Source organism: Pseudomonas sp. GD03858 (genome assembly GCF_029840925.1).
Lineage (GTDB): Bacteria > Pseudomonadota > Gammaproteobacteria > Pseudomonadales > Pseudomonadaceae > Aquipseudomonas.
The window spans coordinates 1-16,241 of the sequence record NZ_JAOCDM010000125.1 but is presented as its reverse complement, the minus strand read 5'-3'; the positions used below and the strand labels follow the sequence as shown (position 1 = coordinate 16,241).

At 65.7% G+C, this 16,241-nt stretch carries 15 protein-coding genes; 7 read left to right on the top strand and 8 right to left on the bottom strand.

Annotated elements, in window-relative coordinates:
• Together N5D48_RS23050 and N5D48_RS23045 are read right to left on the bottom strand one after the other, a co-directional pair.
• On the bottom strand, positions 1 to 166 hold a 166-nt coding region (locus N5D48_RS23050), incomplete at its 3' end, for an enoyl-CoA hydratase-related protein (protein WP_279888268.1).
• Positions 167 to 181: 15 nt separating this feature from the next.
• A complete protein-coding gene (locus N5D48_RS23045) occupies positions 182 to 646 on the bottom strand; it encodes a universal stress protein (protein ID WP_279888264.1) in 465 nt (154 codons plus the stop codon).
• Positions 647 to 816: 170 nt separating this feature from the next.
• Here N5D48_RS23045 and N5D48_RS23040 point away from each other — a divergent pair, with 170 nt between their 5' ends.
• From N5D48_RS23040 to N5D48_RS23020, 5 genes are all read left to right on the top strand, one after another.
• The gene (locus N5D48_RS23040) at positions 817 to 1,722 is read left to right on the top strand and encodes a LysR family transcriptional regulator (RefSeq protein WP_279888262.1); all 906 of its coding nucleotides are present in this window, start codon (positions 817 to 819) and stop codon (positions 1,720 to 1,722) included.
• 521 nt (positions 1,723 to 2,243) lie between these two features.
• Positions 2,244 to 3,782 carry an MFS transporter gene (locus tag N5D48_RS23035; protein ID WP_279888260.1) on the top strand — a complete coding sequence of 513 codons (1,539 nt, stop codon included), beginning with the start codon at positions 2,244 to 2,246 and terminating at the stop codon, positions 3,780 to 3,782.
• 32 nt (positions 3,783 to 3,814) lie between these two features.
• Positions 3,815 to 4,897: an HlyD family secretion protein gene (locus N5D48_RS23030; protein WP_279888266.1), complete on the top strand. Its 1,083-nt coding sequence runs from the start codon at positions 3,815 to 3,817 to the stop codon at positions 4,895 to 4,897.
• Positions 4,894 to 6,360, top strand: coding sequence for an efflux transporter outer membrane subunit (locus tag N5D48_RS23025; protein ID WP_279888258.1), 1,467 nt, complete (start codon positions 4,894 to 4,896; stop codon positions 6,358 to 6,360). The genes N5D48_RS23030 and N5D48_RS23025 overlap by 4 nt, the downstream gene beginning before the upstream one ends.
• A 103-nt stretch (positions 6,361 to 6,463) precedes the next feature.
• On the top strand, positions 6,464 to 7,258 hold the full coding sequence (locus N5D48_RS23020; protein WP_279888256.1) for an SDR family oxidoreductase: 795 nt from the start codon (positions 6,464 to 6,466) through the stop codon (positions 7,256 to 7,258).
• 138 nt (positions 7,259 to 7,396) lie between these two features.
• Here the strand turns inward: N5D48_RS23020 and N5D48_RS23015 are convergent, their stop codons facing one another.
• The 4 genes from N5D48_RS23015 to N5D48_RS23000 all read right to left on the bottom strand — a co-directional run bounded on the left by N5D48_RS23015 (position 7,397) and on the right by N5D48_RS23000 (position 12,249).
• Complete coding sequence (locus N5D48_RS23015; RefSeq protein ID WP_279888255.1) at positions 7,397 to 9,088, bottom strand: thiamine pyrophosphate-binding protein; 1,692 nt, start codon at positions 9,086 to 9,088, stop codon at positions 7,397 to 7,399.
• A gap of 45 nt (positions 9,089 to 9,133) precedes the next feature.
• Positions 9,134 to 10,480 carry a phenylacetate--CoA ligase PaaK gene (gene paaK / locus N5D48_RS23010; RefSeq protein ID WP_279888253.1) on the bottom strand — a complete coding sequence of 449 codons (1,347 nt, stop codon included), beginning with the start codon at positions 10,478 to 10,480 and terminating at the stop codon, positions 9,134 to 9,136.
• Between the two features lie 141 nt (positions 10,481 to 10,621).
• Positions 10,622 to 11,764 carry an acyl-CoA dehydrogenase family protein gene (locus N5D48_RS23005; protein ID WP_279888252.1) on the bottom strand — a complete coding sequence of 381 codons (1,143 nt, stop codon included), beginning with the start codon at positions 11,762 to 11,764 and terminating at the stop codon, positions 10,622 to 10,624.
• A gap of 71 nt (positions 11,765 to 11,835) precedes the next feature.
• The gene (locus tag N5D48_RS23000) at positions 11,836 to 12,249 is read right to left on the bottom strand and encodes an acyl-CoA thioesterase (RefSeq protein WP_253094574.1); all 414 of its coding nucleotides are present in this window, start codon (positions 12,247 to 12,249) and stop codon (positions 11,836 to 11,838) included.
• A gap of 504 nt (positions 12,250 to 12,753) precedes the next feature.
• Between N5D48_RS23000 and N5D48_RS22995 the strand changes: the two genes are divergently transcribed.
• Positions 12,754 to 13,494 carry an SDR family NAD(P)-dependent oxidoreductase gene (locus N5D48_RS22995; protein ID WP_279888248.1) on the top strand — a complete coding sequence of 247 codons (741 nt, stop codon included), beginning with the start codon at positions 12,754 to 12,756 and terminating at the stop codon, positions 13,492 to 13,494.
• Between the two features lie 44 nt (positions 13,495 to 13,538).
• The gene (locus tag N5D48_RS22990) at positions 13,539 to 14,453 is read left to right on the top strand and encodes a CoA ester lyase (RefSeq protein WP_279888246.1); all 915 of its coding nucleotides are present in this window, start codon (positions 13,539 to 13,541) and stop codon (positions 14,451 to 14,453) included.
• On the opposite strand, the gene N5D48_RS22985 is transcribed toward N5D48_RS22990, so the two are convergent.
• Positions 14,433 to 15,110, bottom strand: coding sequence for a TetR/AcrR family transcriptional regulator (locus N5D48_RS22985; protein WP_279888244.1), 678 nt, complete (start codon positions 15,108 to 15,110; stop codon positions 14,433 to 14,435). The genes N5D48_RS22990 and N5D48_RS22985 overlap by 21 nt on opposite strands.
• Positions 15,111 to 15,406: 296 nt before the next feature.
• Entirely contained in the window at positions 15,407 to 16,219 is an 813-nt protein-coding gene (locus N5D48_RS22980; protein ID WP_279888242.1) for an SDR family oxidoreductase, read from the bottom strand.
• Between the last annotated feature and the right edge of the window lie 22 nt (positions 16,220 to 16,241).

Sequence of the window (16,241 nt, the reverse complement as noted above, 5' to 3'; positions counted from 1 at the left end):
CGGTCAGCACCAGGGCGCGCACGCTGCGGTCCTGCTCCAGGCGCTCGAGCACGCCGGCCAGTTCCTCCATCAGCTCGACGCACAGGGCGTTGAGGGCTTCGGGGCGGCTCAGGCGCACCAGCGCGACGGCGCCGAACTGTTCCAGTTGCAGGTAGTCGAGTTTCATCCGTGTCGTCTCGGTTCAGTGGCGTGGGGATTGGTGGCGGGCGTCGATGAGCACCGGGCAGCTGGCTTCGTCGATGACCTTGCTGGCGATCGAAGGATCGAGCATGCGCTTGAGGCGTGACAGGTGGCGGTGCCCCATGACGATCAGGTCGCTGTTGCGTGCCTTCGCCACCTTGATGATGGCTTCGGCCGGTTCGCCGACCTCCTGGCTGCCGGTGGTCGAGAAGCCCGCCTGTTCGAAGGCCTGGATGGCCTGTTGCACGATCTTGTCCGCGTGCAGCTGCTCCTGGGCGGCGGCGGGGTATTCGGTGCGGTCGAAGCTGCTCAGGCGCTGGTCGAACTCTTCCAGGGCATAGGCGCTGTCGACCGCCAGCAACACGTGCAGCAAATGCTGCTCGGTATCGCAGAAGCGCTTGACGGTGTCGAGGATGCCGAGGCTGTGCGAGGTGCCATCGATGGCGATCAGTACCGACCTGAACATGCTTGCGGGTCCATTGTTTATGTACAAGGCAGGTATTCTTGAGAATGCATGCAGCCGGGTAAATGGTGTGCGGCGCAATCACATGTTGCGTCGTATGCAAAGGCAGGAAAGTCGGCAAAGACTGGTAATATTGCAGCGGATTCACTGAAATTCTTGAATGGATGCTTACCATGCACTTTCCGGATATGAACCTGCTGGTCGCGCTGGATGCGCTGCTCGACGAAGGCAGCGTGGTCGGGGCGGCACGCCGCATGAACCTCAGCCCGGCGGCCATGAGCCGCACCCTGACACGAATCCGCCATGCCGTCGGCGACCCGATTCTGGTGCGCGCTGGCCGTGGCCTGGTGCCCACGCCCAAGGCCATGGCGCTGCGCAGCCAGGTGCGCAGCGTGGTCGAACAGGCCGGCCAGGTCTTCAGCTCCAGCGACGAGGTCGACCTGCCGACCCTCGAACGTTCTTTCAATCTGCGCGCCAACGATGTGTTCATCGCGCCGTTCGCCACGCCATTGCTGGAAACCATGCGTCGGCAGGCGCCGCGCACCGTGCTGCGCTTCGTCCCGGAGGGCGAGGGCGGCGACGAGGACGAAAGCCTGCGCGACGGGCGACTGGACCTGTATATCAGCGCCACCCGCAACCTGGGGCCGGAGATCAAGGTGCAGAGTCTGTTCTCCACCACCTTCGTTGGCCTGGCCCGGGTCGACCATCCGATCTTCAGCGACGAGATCACCCCGGAGCGCTTCGCCGCCTATGAGCAGATCAGTGTGTCGCGGCGCGGTCGCGCCACCGGCCCGATCGACCAGGCCCTGGCGGGCATGGGCTTGAGCCGGCGAGTGGCATTGATCACGCCGAGCTTCCACTCGGCGATGTTCTCGTTGCCCGAGTCCGACCTGTTGCTGCCGTTGCCGCAGCATGTGCTGCTCAGTGTGGCGCGGCTGGGGCTGCCGTTGCGCTCGTTCCGGATCCCGATCGCGCTCGAGTCGGTGGCCATCATGCAGGCCTGGCACCCGCGCTACGACAACGATCCGGCGCATCGCTGGCTGCGGCAGACGCTTAAGGAGTGCTGCAGCAGGCATTGAGTGAGGGACGTTTGCGGCGCCCCAGTAGGAGATCGCCCAGCCCTTTGGGGCTGGGCTGTCGCGCAGGGAACCGTTATCCCTGTGGGAGCGGGCTTGCCCGCGAAGCAGGCGCCACGGTTCCTGGCACCGGCTTCGCCGGTGTTCGCGGGCAAGCCCGCTCCCACAGGATCAAACTAAATCAATGAGTTCTGGTTTGTTCCATGAGAGCGGCCTTGTCGAGGCGTCGGACCGGCCGGAAAGGGCTGCGCAGCAGACCCTGGCGGGTATTGCCGGAACCGCCATGCGCCCCTTTCGCGGCGCAAGGCCGCTCCTGCAGGGACATGCGTGGGGCCGGGGCATAGGGCACTTATGATTAAGTGACTTGATTGTTGCATTGCATGCAGCACAAAGCTGCGAATATGTCAGTTTTCGTCAGCATTGCGCCTCCCTAGACTTGCCGGGTATCTATTTTCCCGGAGTTCCAAAGCCATGCGTGCCTATCTGCCTTGTCCCGCCCCAGCCCGTAGCGCCGGGGCCAGGCCATGACTTCGCTGGCCGTCACGGCTACCGCCGCGGCAGCGGCCCCGGCCAAGCCGGCCGCACCCCCGGCGTTCGGTCCGCGCATCGTGGTCGGCCTGGTCGGCGTGTTGCTGGCGGTACTGTGCGCCGGCCTCAACGAGATGGTCACCAAGATGGCCCTGGCCGATATTCGCGGTGGCATGGGCATCGGCGCCGACGAAGGTTCGTGGCTGGTGGCGCTGTATTCGGCGACCTCGGTGTCGGCCATGGCCTTCGCGCCCTGGTGTTCGGTGACCTTCTCCCTGCGCCGCTTCACGCTCTGCGCCATCGGCGCCTTCGCCGTGCTCGGCCTGCTGTGCCCGTTCGCGCCCAACCAGGAAACCTTGATGGTGCTGCGCACTTTGCAAGGCTTCGCCGGTGGTGCCCTGCCGCCGATGCTGATGAGCGTGGCGCTGCGCTTCCTGCCGCCGGGCATCAAGCTCTATGGCCTGGCCGGCTATGCCCTGACCGCCACCTTCGGCCCCAGCCTGGGCCTGCCGCTGGCGGGCCTGTGGACCGAATACGTCGGTTGGCAGTGGGCGTTCTGGCAGATCATCGTACCGTCGTTGCTGGCAATGGCCTGCGTGGCCTGGGGGCTGCCGCAGGACCCGCTGCGCCTGGAACGCTTCAAGCAGTTCGACTGGCGTGGCCTGTTGCTGGGGCTGCCGGCGATCTGCTCGATCGTCATCGGCCTGTCCCAGGGCGACCGCTATGGCTGGTTCAACTCGCCGATGATCTGCTGGCTGCTGGGCGGCGGCCTGGCGCTGCTGGTGCTGTTCATGATCAACGAGTGGTCCCACCCGCTGCCGTTCTTCAAGTTGCAGATGCTCACCAACCGCAACCTCACCCACGCCCTGATCACCCTGGGCGGCGTGCTGGTGGTGCTGTCGGCGGTGATCATCATTCCGTCGAGCTTCCTGGCCCAGATCCAGGGCTATCGCCCGGCGCAGACCGGCCCGGTGATGCTGCTGGTGGCGCTGCCACAATTGCTGGCCCTGCCGCTGACGGCGGCGCTGTGCAACATCCGCGCGGTGGACTGCCGCTGGGTGCTGGCCATCGGCCTGGGCATGCTGGCGGTGTCCTGCTTCGGCGGCACCTTCGTCACCTCGCAATGGATCCGCGACAACTTCTACGTGTTGCAGCTGTTCCAGATCTTCGGCCAACCCATGGCGGTGATCCCGCTGCTGATGCTCGCCACCGGCGGCATGACGCCGCAGGACGGCCCGTTCGCCTCGGCCTGGTTCAACACCATCAAGGGCCTTGCCTCGGTGGTCGCCGCCGGAGTGCTGGACGCGCTGACCACCAGCCGCCGGCATTTCCACTCGAACATGCTGGTGGACAACCTGGGCAACTCGCCGCTGGTCGACGGCAACGCCGCGGGCCTGGCCAAGCGTATTCACGAACAGGCTGTGGTGCTGACCTCGGCTGACCTCTACCTGTGCATGGCACTACTGGCGCTGGCGCTGATCGTGCTGATTCCCTTCGTGCCTACCCGAATCTATCCACCCCGCGCGGTGGCATAGCGTTCTTGTTGAGAGAGAAAGACATCATGACCATGAGTAAAAACCAGAAACTGGCCTTGATCGCGGCGGCGGTCATCGTCGTCGGCGGCATCGCCTCTACCGCCTTGCCGTCGCTGTTCGGCGGCGGGGGCGTGCAGTCGACCAACGACGCCTACGTGTCGGCGGACTACACCGTGGTGGCCCCGAAAGTGGCCGGTTTCATCACCCAAGTGCTGGTGGAGGACAACCAGCAGGTCAAGGCCGGACAGACCTTGGCGCGCATCGACGACCGCGATTTCCAGGCCGCCCTGGCGGCGGCCGAGGCCCAGGCGCAGATGGCTCGCGCACAACTGCAGAACGCCAAGGCCACCCTGGAGCGCCAGGCTTCGCTGATCTCCCAGGCCGAGGCCACGGTGGCCGCCGACAAGGCCGAGCTGGCCTTTGCCAGCCACGAGCTGACCCGCCACACGCGCCTGGCCGAGCAGGGCGCCGGCACTGTGCAGAACGCCCAACAGGCGCGCAGCCGGGTCGACCAGGCCCAGGCGCGCTCGACCAACTCCAGCGCGGCCCTGGCGGCGGCGCGCAAGCAGACCGACATCCTCAGCGCGCAACTGCAGGCCGCCGAGGCCGGGCGCAAGCATGCCGATGCGACCCTGGACCGCGCGCGGCTGGACCTGTCCTACACCACCATCGTCGCACCGATCGACGGCATGGTCGGCGAGCGCGCGGTGCGCATCGGCTCCTACGTGCAGCCAGGGGCGAAGATGCTCTCGGTAGTGCCGTTGCAACGTGCCTACGTGATCGGCAACTTCCGCGAAACCCAGCTGACCCACGTACTGCCTGGGCAGCGCGTGGAGGTGAGCGTCGACACCTTCCCCGGCGAGCGCCTGCGTGGGGTCGTGCAGAGCGTCGCGCCGGCCACCGGCCTGACCTTCGCGGCGGTCAAGCCGGACAACGCCACCGGCAACTTCACCAAGGTGGTGCAGCGTATTCCGGTGAAGATCGTCTTCGACGCCGACCAGCCACTGTTGCAGCGCCTGCGCGTGGGCATGTCGGTGATCGCCGACATCGACACCCGCAGCGAAGGCGGCCAGGACGCCCGGGGCAAGGCCAACCAGGAGGTCAGCGCCCGATGAAGCTTGCACGCACCGGCACGCCCTTGCTGTTGGGCGCTACCCTGGCCTTGAGTGCCTGCACCCTCGGACCGGACTTCCACAAGCCCACCCCGAGCGCCCCGGCGGCCTGGCCCGAGTTGCAGGAAAAGGCCGCGCCCAGCCAGCCGCAAAGCACGCCGCTGGAGGCCCGTTGGTGGGAGACCTTCCACGACGCGCAGCTGACAGCGCTGATCCAGCGCGCGGTAGACCGCAACCTGGACCTGCAGATTGCCACCTCGCGTTTGATGCAGAGCCGCGCGCTGCGCATGAGCATCGCCTCGGCGCAGTACCCGTCGGTGGACGTCAACGCCGGCTACAGCCGGGCGCGCAACAGTGCCGAGGGGCTTTCCGACCCGTCCGGCAAAGGCGGCAAGTCGGCCTTCAACCTGTGGCAGGGCGACTTCGTCGCGGCCTGGGAACTGGACCTGTGGGGGCGCGTGCGCCGCGAAGTGGAAGCGGCCGACGCCAGTGTCGAGGTTGCCGAGAACGATCGCCAGGGCGTGCTGTTGTCGCTGCTGGCGGAAACCGCCAGCACCTACATCCAGCTGCGTTCGGTGCAGAGCACGCTCGGCGTGGTGCGCGAGAACCTCGACGTGTCCCGGCACTCGCTGCGCCTGTCGCAGATGCGCCTGAACGACGGCGTGGCGACCAACCTCGATGTGGCCCAGGCCGCCGCCCAGGTGGCCGCGGTCGAGGCACGCCTGCCGACCCTCGAGGAGCGCCAGGCCCAGCTGATCAACGCCCTGAGCCTGCTGGTGGCCGAGCCGCCGCGCAGCCTGCAGCGCGAACTGCTGACCCCGGGCGAGCTGCCGCGCACCGCCCAGCGCTTCGCCATGGGCCTGCCATCGGAGCTGGCCGAGCGTCGTCCCGACATCCGCCAGGCCGAGGCGCGGCTGCACGCGGCCACCGCCAGCATCGGCGTGGCCAAGGCCAACTTCTACCCAAGCATTCGCCTGTCCGGCAGCGCCGGCTTCCAGTCGATGCAACTGTCCGACTTCGGCAACTGGGACGCGCGGCGCTTCGCTATCGGGCCACAGTTGAATCTGCCGATCTTCGAGGGCGGGCGCCTGAAGGGCGTGCTCGAGCTGCGCGAGGCGCAGCAGCAGCAGGCGGCATTGCAGTACCAGCAGACGGTGCTGCGCGCCTGGCACGAAGTCGACGACGTGCTGCGCCAGTACAACGCCAGCCAGTTGCGCCGCGACCTGCTCGAGGAAGCGGTGCGCCAGAGCCGGGTCGCCCTGGACAACGCCAAGCGCCAGTACGTGGAGGGCGCGGTGGACTTCCTCAACGTGTTGACGGTGCAGAGCGCGTTGCTGGCCAACCAGGAGCAGTGGGTGCAAAGCAGCGCCGCCACTTCGCTGTCCATGGTGGGGCTGTACAAGTCCCTGGGCGGCGGTTGGCAATCGTTCGCGCCGGTATTGCAAGCCAAGGTCGAACGCGATTGAACACAGCGGTCAAACAGCCATGAGGCACGCCGCCAACAATGCTCGCGTTGTTGGCGGCGTGTTTTTTTTGGGAACAGAAGTCATCCAGAAAAAGGACGCAGGTATGAATATTTCCTTGCACGGCAAGCGTGCGATCGTCAGCGGTTCCACGGCCGGAATAGGGTTCGCCGTCGCCTTCGGCCTGGCCGAGGCGGGTGCGGATGTGGTGATCAACGGCCGCGATGATGGCCGGGTCAGACGCGCCATCAAGAAAATCACCGACAAGCTGCCAGGCGCCAAGGTGTCCGGCGTGGTGGCGGACCTTGGCACGGCCGAGGGGGTGAAGAAACTGTTCGCCAAGGAGCCGGAAATCGACATCCTGGTGAACAACCTGGGCATCTTCGAGCCCAAGGGCTTCTTCGAGATCAGCGACGAAGACTGGCAGCGCTTCTTCGAGGTCAACGTGATGAGCGCGGTGCGCCTGTCGCGTCACTATGCCCAGGGCATGAAGGTGCGCAACTGGGGCCGGGTGCTGTTCATGTCCAGTGAATCGGCGCTGCAGATCCCGACCGAGATGGTCCACTACGGCACCACCAAGACCGCGCTGCTGGCGGTGTCCCGCGGCCTGGCCGAGACCCTGGCCGGCACCGGCGTGACGGTCAACGCCGTGTTGCCGGGGCCGACCCGTTCCGAAGGCGTGGGTGGTTATTTCGAGAAGATGGCCGACGAGGCCGGCAAGCCGGTGGAAGAGCTGGAGGCCAGCTTCATCGCCGAGCACCGATCCAGCTCGATCATCAAGCGCCTGGCCACGGTCGAGGAGGTCGCCAGCCTGGTGGTCTACCTGGCTTCGCGTCAGGCCAGCGCCACCACCGGCGCGGCCATGCGCGTGGATGGCGGGGTGGTGCGTTCGATCGCCTGATGCAAAAAAGCCCGGGTGGCGATGCCGCCCGGGCCGTGTCTCTTGTGTGCGGCGTCGGCCGCGAGGCAGATAATTCGGTGGTGCGCCGATGCGACTTGCCCGCGAAGCGGCGCTCGATCTTGCAGGCGCCGCCGTCTGTCAATGCGCCAGGGTCGGCTGGCTCATCGTCGGCAGCCCGTAGTCGAACTCGGCGAACAGCCGGGCGAAGCGCTTGAGCGACTCCGGCGCGTCCATGCGCTCCATCACCACCTCGATGAACACCAGCGAGTCGCAGGCCTCGGCTTCGATCAGCGTCACTTCCAGCTGGTCTTCGGTGTGCACGGTGAAGTGCCTGGCGCGGTCACGGGTGTCGAGCACCTTGGGCAGTTGCGCGTAACGCCAGGGGTTGATGTCGTTGTAGCTGGAATGCTCGCCGAGGATCAGGCGTTCGATGGTGTAGCCGTCGTTGTTGATCAGGAAGATGATCGGCTTCAGGTCGTGGGCGAGGATGGTCGACAGTTCCTGCACGGTCATCTGCAACGAGCCGTCACCGATGAACAGCATCTGCCGCCGTTGCGGCTGGGCCAGCAGGCTGCCGAGCAGCGCCGGCAAGGTGTAGCCGATCGAGCCCCAGATCGGCTGGGTGAGGTAGGTCACGCCTCGCGGCATGCGCAGGCCATTGAGGCCGGCCGACGAGGTGCCGCTCTCGGCGATGATCAGTTCGTCGCCGCGGATCAGGTTGGCGATGCGCTGCCAGAAGCGCAGCTGGCTCAACGGGCGTTCGGGCTGGGCCTGGTACGCCGCTGGGCCGCTGAAGGGCGGCACCTGGCGCGGCGCGGCCTGCATGACCGGTGGCTGCTGCACCAGGGTTTCCAGCACCTGGCGCATGCTCACGGCGTTGTAGTGGACCTTGGCCATCGATGCGGCATAGGGCTGCAGCTGGATCAGCGCGCCGTCCTGGAACTTCTGCGAGAACAGCGCGGTACTGACGTCGGCGAAGCGCGCGCCGATGCTCAGCACGCAGTCGGCCTGCTCGATCGCCTCGCGCACCGCCGGGGCGCTGCCGGCGCCGGCATAGGTGCCGAGCCACAAGTGGTGGGACTCCGGCAGCATGGCCTTGGCCGGTGGCAGGTTGGCGAAGGGCAGTTCGAGGCGTTCGATCAGTTCCAGTACCTGCTCGGTCAGGCCGAAGCGTTCGACATCGATATCCACCAGCACCACCGGCCGGCTCGCCTTGGCCAGGCGATCGCGCAGTTTGGCGACGACATGCTGCAACTGGCCCGGCTCGCTGCGGGCCTCGCTCAGCTGCAGCGGGGTGTCGGGCACTTCGATGTGCAGGTAGGCCAGGTCCGAGGGTAGCTGCAGATACACCGGGCGGCGTTCGCGATAGCAGGTCTGCAGCACCCGGTCGATCTCCTGGGCGGCGTTCTCGACGGTGATGCGTGCCTGGGCCACGGTGAACTGACGCACGGCGACCATGATGTTGTCGTAGTTGCCGTCGGCCAGGGTGTGGTGCATCAGGGCGCGGTCGATGATCGCGTGCAGCGGTGGCATGCCGGAAATCATGACCACCGGGACCCGCTCGGCATAGGCCCCGGCGATGCCGTTCAGGGCACTCAGGTCACCGACGCCGTAGGTGGTCAGCACCGCGCCGAAGCCCTGGGCGCGGGCATAGCCGTCGGCGGCGTAGGCGGCGTTGAGTTCGTTGCAGTTGCCGATGAAGCGCAGGTCCGGCATGACCTCGACCTGTTCGAGCAAGGTCAGATTGTAGTCGCCGGGCACGCCGAACAGGTGGCGGATACCGAATTCCTGCAGGCGACGCAGGAGAAAGTCGCCGATGGTCATATCCATGTTGGGGTCAACCTCGTGAGTCCGTTGCGGAGGGTTACCAGGCCGTCAGCGCGTGCCGCGCAGGTCGATGACCTTGCCGGCCTTGCCTTCGGAGCGTTTCAGGGAGTGGCAGGGATTGAGCACGATGCGGGTGCTGATGCCGACGTGTACCTTGATCCGGTGGCTGAGCTGCTGGCACGCCGCGAGTTGCTCTTCGTTGCTCAGCCGGCTGTGCTCCGGGCGCAGCTCGACCTGGACGGTGAGCGCGTCGAGATTGCCTTCGCGGCTCACGTGCAGCTCGTGTACCGGGCTGAAGATGAACAGGTTCAGCAGCTGTTCCTCGATCTGGCTGGGGAATACGTTGACCCCACGGATGATCAGCATGTCGTCGCTGCGCCCGGTGATCTTGTCCAGGCGGCGCATGGCGCGGCCGGTGCCGGGCAGCAGGCGGGTGAGGTCGCGGGTGCGGTAGCGCACCATCGGCAAGGCTTCCTTGCTCAGGGTGGTGAGCACCAGTTCGCCGAACTGGCCGTCGGGCAGCACCTCGCCGGTCACCGGGTCGATGATCTCGGGGTAGAAGTGGTCTTCCCAGAGGGTCGGGCCGTCCTTGGTGTCCAGGTGTTCCATGGCCACGCCCGGGCCCATGATTTCCGACAGACCGTAGATGTCCAGGGCCTGGATGCCCAGGCGTTGTTCCAGTTCGCCGCGCATCTGCTGGCCCCACGGCTCGGCGCCGAAGATCCCGACCCGCAGCGACAGCGCATGTGGGTCAAGGCCCTGGCGCTCGATCTCTTCGGCGATGTTGAGCATGTACGACGGCGTGACCATGATGATGTCGGGCTGGAAGTCGCGGATCAGCTGGACCTGCTTCTCGGTCTGGCCACCGGACATCGGGATCACCGTGCAGCCGAGTTTCTCGGCGCCGTAGTGCGCGCCCAGACCGCCGGTGAACAGGCCATAGCCGTAGGCGATATGGATACGGTCGCCACGCTGGCCACCCGCGGCGCGGATCGAGCGGGCCACCAGCGACGACCAGACATCGATGTCGTGACGGGTGTAGCCGACCACGGTGGGTTTGCCGGTGGTGCCGCTGGAGGCGTGCAGGCGCACCACCTGGTCCATGGGCACGGCGAACAGGCCGAACGGGTAGTGCTCGCGCAGTTCGGCCTTGCTGGTCAGGGGGAAGCGGGCCAGGTCGTCGAGGTTGCTCAGGTCTTGTGGGCGGACCCCCAGGGCCTGGAACTGCTCGCGGTACCAGGGCACGTTGGTGTAGGCGTGCTCCAGGGTGACGCGCAGACGTTGCAGCTGGTGGGCGCGCAGTTCGTCGACGCTGGCGTGTTCGAAGCGGTCGTCGACCGGTTCGGCGAAGGCGGTGGAGGACGTGCTGTGCAAGGGCATCGATGAAGTGGGCATCGGGTCTGCTCTCTTTGTGTTGGGCGCAATGGAAGGCAGGCAAAGCCCCAGTGCCGGGCCACGCCGGGCCCACCCCGGAAGGGGCGGGCCTGGCGTGCCGGCAGGGCATGAAAGGGCTTGCGGGCTGCGGTCTCGACCGTTTCAGACGGCCTGTGTCAGGCGCAGCAGCTGGTTGAAGATGTTCTTCTGGTGCATCTCTTCGGTGCCGCCGACGCTGGCGAAACCGAGGGCGTCCTTGACCAGGTTGGCGATGTCGCCTTCGTGGTAGCCCAGGCTGCCGTACAGCTTGAGCAGGCTGATGGCGCTGTTGATGAAGTCCTGCGCGGCGCCGAGCTTGGCGATCGAGCAGCTCATCAGGGCCTGCGGGTGGTCGTCGAGCAGCTGGTCCAGCGCGGCATAGGCCATCCAGCGGTTGCGCTCGATGCCCATGGCCAGGTCGACCAGGCGTTTCTGCACGTACTGGTGGCTGTCGATGGCGCTGTTGAAGCTCTCTCGCTTGGCCGCGTACTGCATGGCCTCGGCAAGGAACGGCGTCGGCAGGTTGGCCGCCACCAGGCCGTAGTACAGGCGGCCCAGGGAAATGATCTTGATCAGCTGCTGCAGGCCGCGGCCTGGCTGGCCAAGTACCTGGGAGGCCGGAATGTGCAGGTTGTCGAAGTGCAGCGGGCCGGTGGGCAGGTGCTTGTTGCCGAGCTTGTCGTCGGGTTGGCCACGGGTCAGGCCCGGGGTGTCCTTGTCGATCATCACCAGGGCGATGTTGGCCTTGGCGTCGGTGTCCAGCTTGGTCACGATCAGCATGAAGTCGGCCACGGGGGCGTGGGCGATGTTGAACTTGCTGCCGTTGAGGCGGTAGCCGTCGCCGGTCGGGGTCAGCAGGCTATGGATGCTGCGCACGTCGGTGCCGGTGCCGGGCTCGGCGATGCCGGTGGCGCTCAGCGCGCCGTTGAGGATCGCGGTGAGGTAGCGATCCTTCTGCTCGTCGCTGCCGTACAGCATCAGCGCGCGGACCATGCCGGCCTGGGCGATCACCGAGAGCAGCAGCTCCGGTGTGCGGATCGAAGAGGCCAGGCCTTCGAGCGCGGCGGTGAAGCCCCACCAATCCTCGCCCAGGCCACCGTGGCTGGCGGGGATGACCAATTGCCAGAGGCCGGCATCGCACAGGCGTTGCCAGCCGTGATGGTCGAAACCAGGCTCGGCGCTGCGGCGGGCCTCGGCCAGCTCGGCGCCGATGGCCCGGTATTTCACCAGCAGTTCATGTTGCTGGGGCGTCCAGGAGAATTTCATCGCGAGAGTTCCTTTGAGTCTGCTCGCCGGCCGCCAGGCGCCCGGCGAAACCATCATCCCTGAGCTCGGGCTCAGCCTTCCTGGAATGCCAGGACCTGGTCCTTGAACGCTTGCGGCACGGGCACGGTGGCTTGTTTGTCGTAGTCGAACATCACGTGATACGACTTGGCCTTGGCGACGATTTCCTTGCTGTCGTCCGAACGACGCATGATGTGCTCGATCTCGAAGCTCTTGGTCCCGAACTTGACCACCGAGCTGGTGACCACCAGGGTTTCGCCATACATGGCCTGGGCGACGTAGTCGCACTCGCTGCGAACCATGATGTGCGGGAGCTTTTCACGCTTGGGCAGCTTCAGCAGGTCGTGCATGTAGCAGAGGTAGGCGTGCTGCATGTAGTCGTAATAGATCGGGCTGCTGACATGGCCCATGGAGTCGGTGTCGCGGTATTTGATTTCAATGACGGTGTCGAAACCCTTGGTGCTCATCGTGAACGTCCTTTTATATGAGGGGCGAAAAATTGTTGTAATGTGTTTGAAACTTTGTTTGCCTCATTTCAGTGCGCTCGAAGTGCATCTGAAATATAAAGTTTCAAAGTGGTTTTAATCGTAAGCAGGTTATTCGATGCTGGCTACTCGCATTCTTATAACTGACTGCGGTGCTCGGTTATGAAAAGCTGTGGGCCACGAAATACGCGGTCTTGCTGGTTTTTTTCAAGACCGTTGACGGCGCGCCGTCGCGCTGGGGCGATCGCTTTCACGGAAATTAAAGTTGAATTGGGAAAAGCTCGCGTTTCGAACGTGACGACGAATATCGCCACTGTTTATTTAGCCGGAATTTAAAATGCGAGTTCATTGTCCGGTTGCCGGTATGGTACGCCTGCCATGGCGCCGAAATGAATGCGAGTAGTTGAGTCCCATACATTCTTTTAGCATGTCCAAGAGCGTGCCCAGCTGGTACCGGGCACTGTTGTCGCAAGGAGTGCTTTCGATATGTTGGAACTGACCAAGGTGGCGGTGGTGACCGGGGCCGCCAGTGGTATTGGCGCGGCGACGGCCCGCCTGCTGGCCGCCGAGGGCTACCGGGTGGCCTGCCTGGACCTGGATGCCCGGGGACTGGCCGCGACGCTCGATGCCATCGGCGCGCGGCATCGGCATTACTGCCTGGACCTGTGTGACGAGCAGGCGGTGGCGCGGGTGTTCGCTGAGATCGAACGCGAGTTCGGTCGGGTCGATGCGCTGGCCACCTGCGCCGGGGTAGTCGACACCAGCGCGTTCGACGCCTTGAGCGTGGCGCGCCTGCGCCAGCTGCTGGACATCAACCTGATCGGCACCTTCAGTGTGGTCCAGCAGGCCGTGCGCCTGATGCCCGAGGGCGGGCGCATCTGCACCGTGGCCAGTGTCGCCGGCATCCGCGGCGGCGGCCTGGCCGGCACGCTGGGCTATGCCACCAGCAAGGGCGCGGTGATCACCCTGAGCAAGGGCCTGGCCCGTGAGCTGGGCCCGCGCGGCATCAATGTCAACTGCGTTGCCCCGGCGGTGATCCGCACGCCGATGCTCGACGACACCACCCGTGCCGCCGGCAAGCTCGAACAACTGCATGGCATGACCGCCCTGCGTCGCGAGGGCAGCGCCGAGGAGGCCGCCGAGGTGATCGGCTGGCTGCTCTCGGGCAAGTCGTCCTTCGTCAGTGGCACCACCATCGCCGTCGACGGCGGCTTGGCAATGCTCTAGCGCCGACGCGCCTTTCCCATCTTTCATTACTACAGGACGTCTACATGGCTGTTTCCAAGGACAATCCCCTGGCGCTTTGCCGCACCTTCCTATTCATTCCCGGCGCCGACGAGGCCGCGCTGCTCGATGCCCTGAACGGCGACGGCGACGTGCTGGTCCAGGAGCTGGAAGACTTCACCCCGCCCGAGCGGCGTGCCGAAGCGCGCCAGCTGGCCGCGCGGGTCATGCAGCACTGGCGCGAATGCGGACGCATCAGCTCGGTGCGCATCAACCCGTTCGAAACCTGCGGCCTGGAGGACCTCGAGGCGGTGATGGCGGCACGGCCGCAAGTGGTGATGATGTCCAAGGTCGAGTCGCGCGAGCAGATGGCCCTGTTGGACTGGCACATCACCCGTCTGGAAGGGCAGTACGCCATCACGCCGGGTTCGACCCTGATCGTGCCGAACATCGAAACCGCGCTGGGCGTGGTCCGGGCCATCGACATCGCCCATTCCACCCCGCGCATCAAGGCGATGCTGGTGGCCACCGAGGACATGGTCGCCGACCTGGGCGCCGGTCGCAGCCGCGCTGGTACCGAGCTGTTCTACCCGCGTTCGCGCTTCTTGCTCGAGTGCGCGGCGGCGGGCGTGCTGGCGATCGATTCGCCTTATACCTTCGCCGACGACGAAGGCGCCGAGGCGGACATGCAGTTTGCCCGTTCCATCGGCTACCAGGCCAAGGGCGTGGTCAACCCCGCGCATGTCGCCGTGGCCAATCGCTACCTGACCCCGACTGCGGCCGAGGCCGACCTGGCGCAACGGCAGATCGATGCCTTCGAGCACGCCACCCGCGCGGGCAGCGTGCGTGCCGAAGTCGATGGGCTGGTGGTGGAGGTGCCTAGCTACCTGCAGTCGCGCCGGCTGCTCGAGCGCTACCAGCAACTGCTGCAGGTCCAGGCGTCACGCGGCGCCCAGGCGTGAGTGGGTGACGATGTTGCCCGGCAGATAACCGGTCTGGGTGAAGCTGCTGTGCGGACTGGCGCACAGCAGCCCGGTCACCGAGCAGCAGATCGCCTCTTCGATATCGGCCTGGCTGATCTGCGGGGCTTCCAGGGTATAGGCCTTGACCATCGACATGATCATCTGCGCGGTCAGCCATGCGGCCGACTGCAGGTTGCCTAGGGCCAGCCGATGGCGCCAGCGTTGCAGCAGGCACTCCATCGAGTGGGTGATCCGTGCCTGGTGTTCGCTGGCGCCGTTGCTGAGGAAGGCGAAGTCCTTGTCCAGCATCCGGTGCAACTCGGGCTCTTGCAGGTGCAGTTGCAGGAGTCCGCGTACCAGCAGGGTGATGTGGCTCGGCAGGTCGGCCACCTCCTGGCGCTCGGCGACGTCGAGGATGATCTGGTTCACCGCCTGGGCGTGGCGTTCGTAAAGAGCAGCGATCAGTGCGTCCTTGTTGGGGAAGTACTGGTAGACCGAACCGACACTGACACCGGCGCGTTCGGCGACAAGGTTGGTGTTGGTTCCCGCATAGCCGTGCTTGACCACCATCGTGGCGGTGGTCTTCAGGATGGTCTCGACCATCATCCTGGAGCGGGCTTGCGTGGGGACTTTGCGAGGAAGTTGAGCGTGTTTCACGAATGACTCCAGAGTTTACCTGTATGCATTTGTGAGAAAGACTGCCAGCCAGACCATGGGGCTCCGATCCTGGAGGTTTCTCCCTGATTGCCTTTGATCCGGCAGTGCTTCTCCCCCGCAAAATGGGCCCTGCAGGGCCATTTTCAGCGGGAGATGACACTAATGTCTGGGATGGCCGTTCAAATGCTATGGGGATTCTTGGCTCTGGCGCGGCATTGGAAAATGCTCTGGTGTGCACTTTATAGTTAGCGATAGGGTCAGCTATCGTTCGCTCAGGTCCCGTAAAACCGGGAAGATCAAAGCGTTACGTCGAGGCCGAAACGCTTCATCAAGACTTTTTTCAGCATGCCGCCGGGCAGCCAGTTGGCCAGCCAGGGCAGCGCGCGGCTGCCATTGCCCACGCGCAGCAGGTCCGGCAGGCGATTGCGTTGCAGTGCCATGACCACCTGGCGGGCGAAATCCGCGGCCGGCGTCGGCCGGTCCTGGGAGGCGCGGGCCCGGGCGCGGATGCCCTCGCGCAGTGGCCACCAGGGCGAGTCCTGGGCGATCAGCAGCTCGGCTTCACGCCCGGCGTTGCTGGCGAACTGCGAGGCGATCGCCCCCGGCTGCACTTCCATGACCCTTACCCCGAATGGCGCCAGTTCCAGGCGCAGCGCGTCGCTCAAGGCATGCACCGCGGCCTTGGAGGCGCAGTAGGCGCCAGCGAAGGGCGTGACCAGCACACCCGAGACGCTGCCGATATTTACCACCACCCCGCGGTTGTGACGCAGTAAGGGGAACAATGCACGGGTGACAGCGACCAGGGCGAAGACGTTGGTCTCGAACTGCCGGCGCAAGGCGTCGGCGCCGCCGTCGAGCAACGGGCCCATGGCTCCGTAGCCGGCGTTGTTGACCAGGATATCCAGGTGGTCGAGTTCAGCGGCCAGGCGGGCGACGTCCGCTGCGTCGTTGACATCCAATCGCCGAGCCTGGAAGCCGGCGGCGGCGAGCCGCTCGACATCCTCCGGCTTGCGGGCGGTGGCCCAGACTTGATGGCCGGCGCCACGGAAGGCGTCGGCGAGGGCGCGGCCGATGCCGCTGGAACAGCCAGTGATCAGTACGGTGGGCATGGGAGGGCCTGTGTGCGGTGGG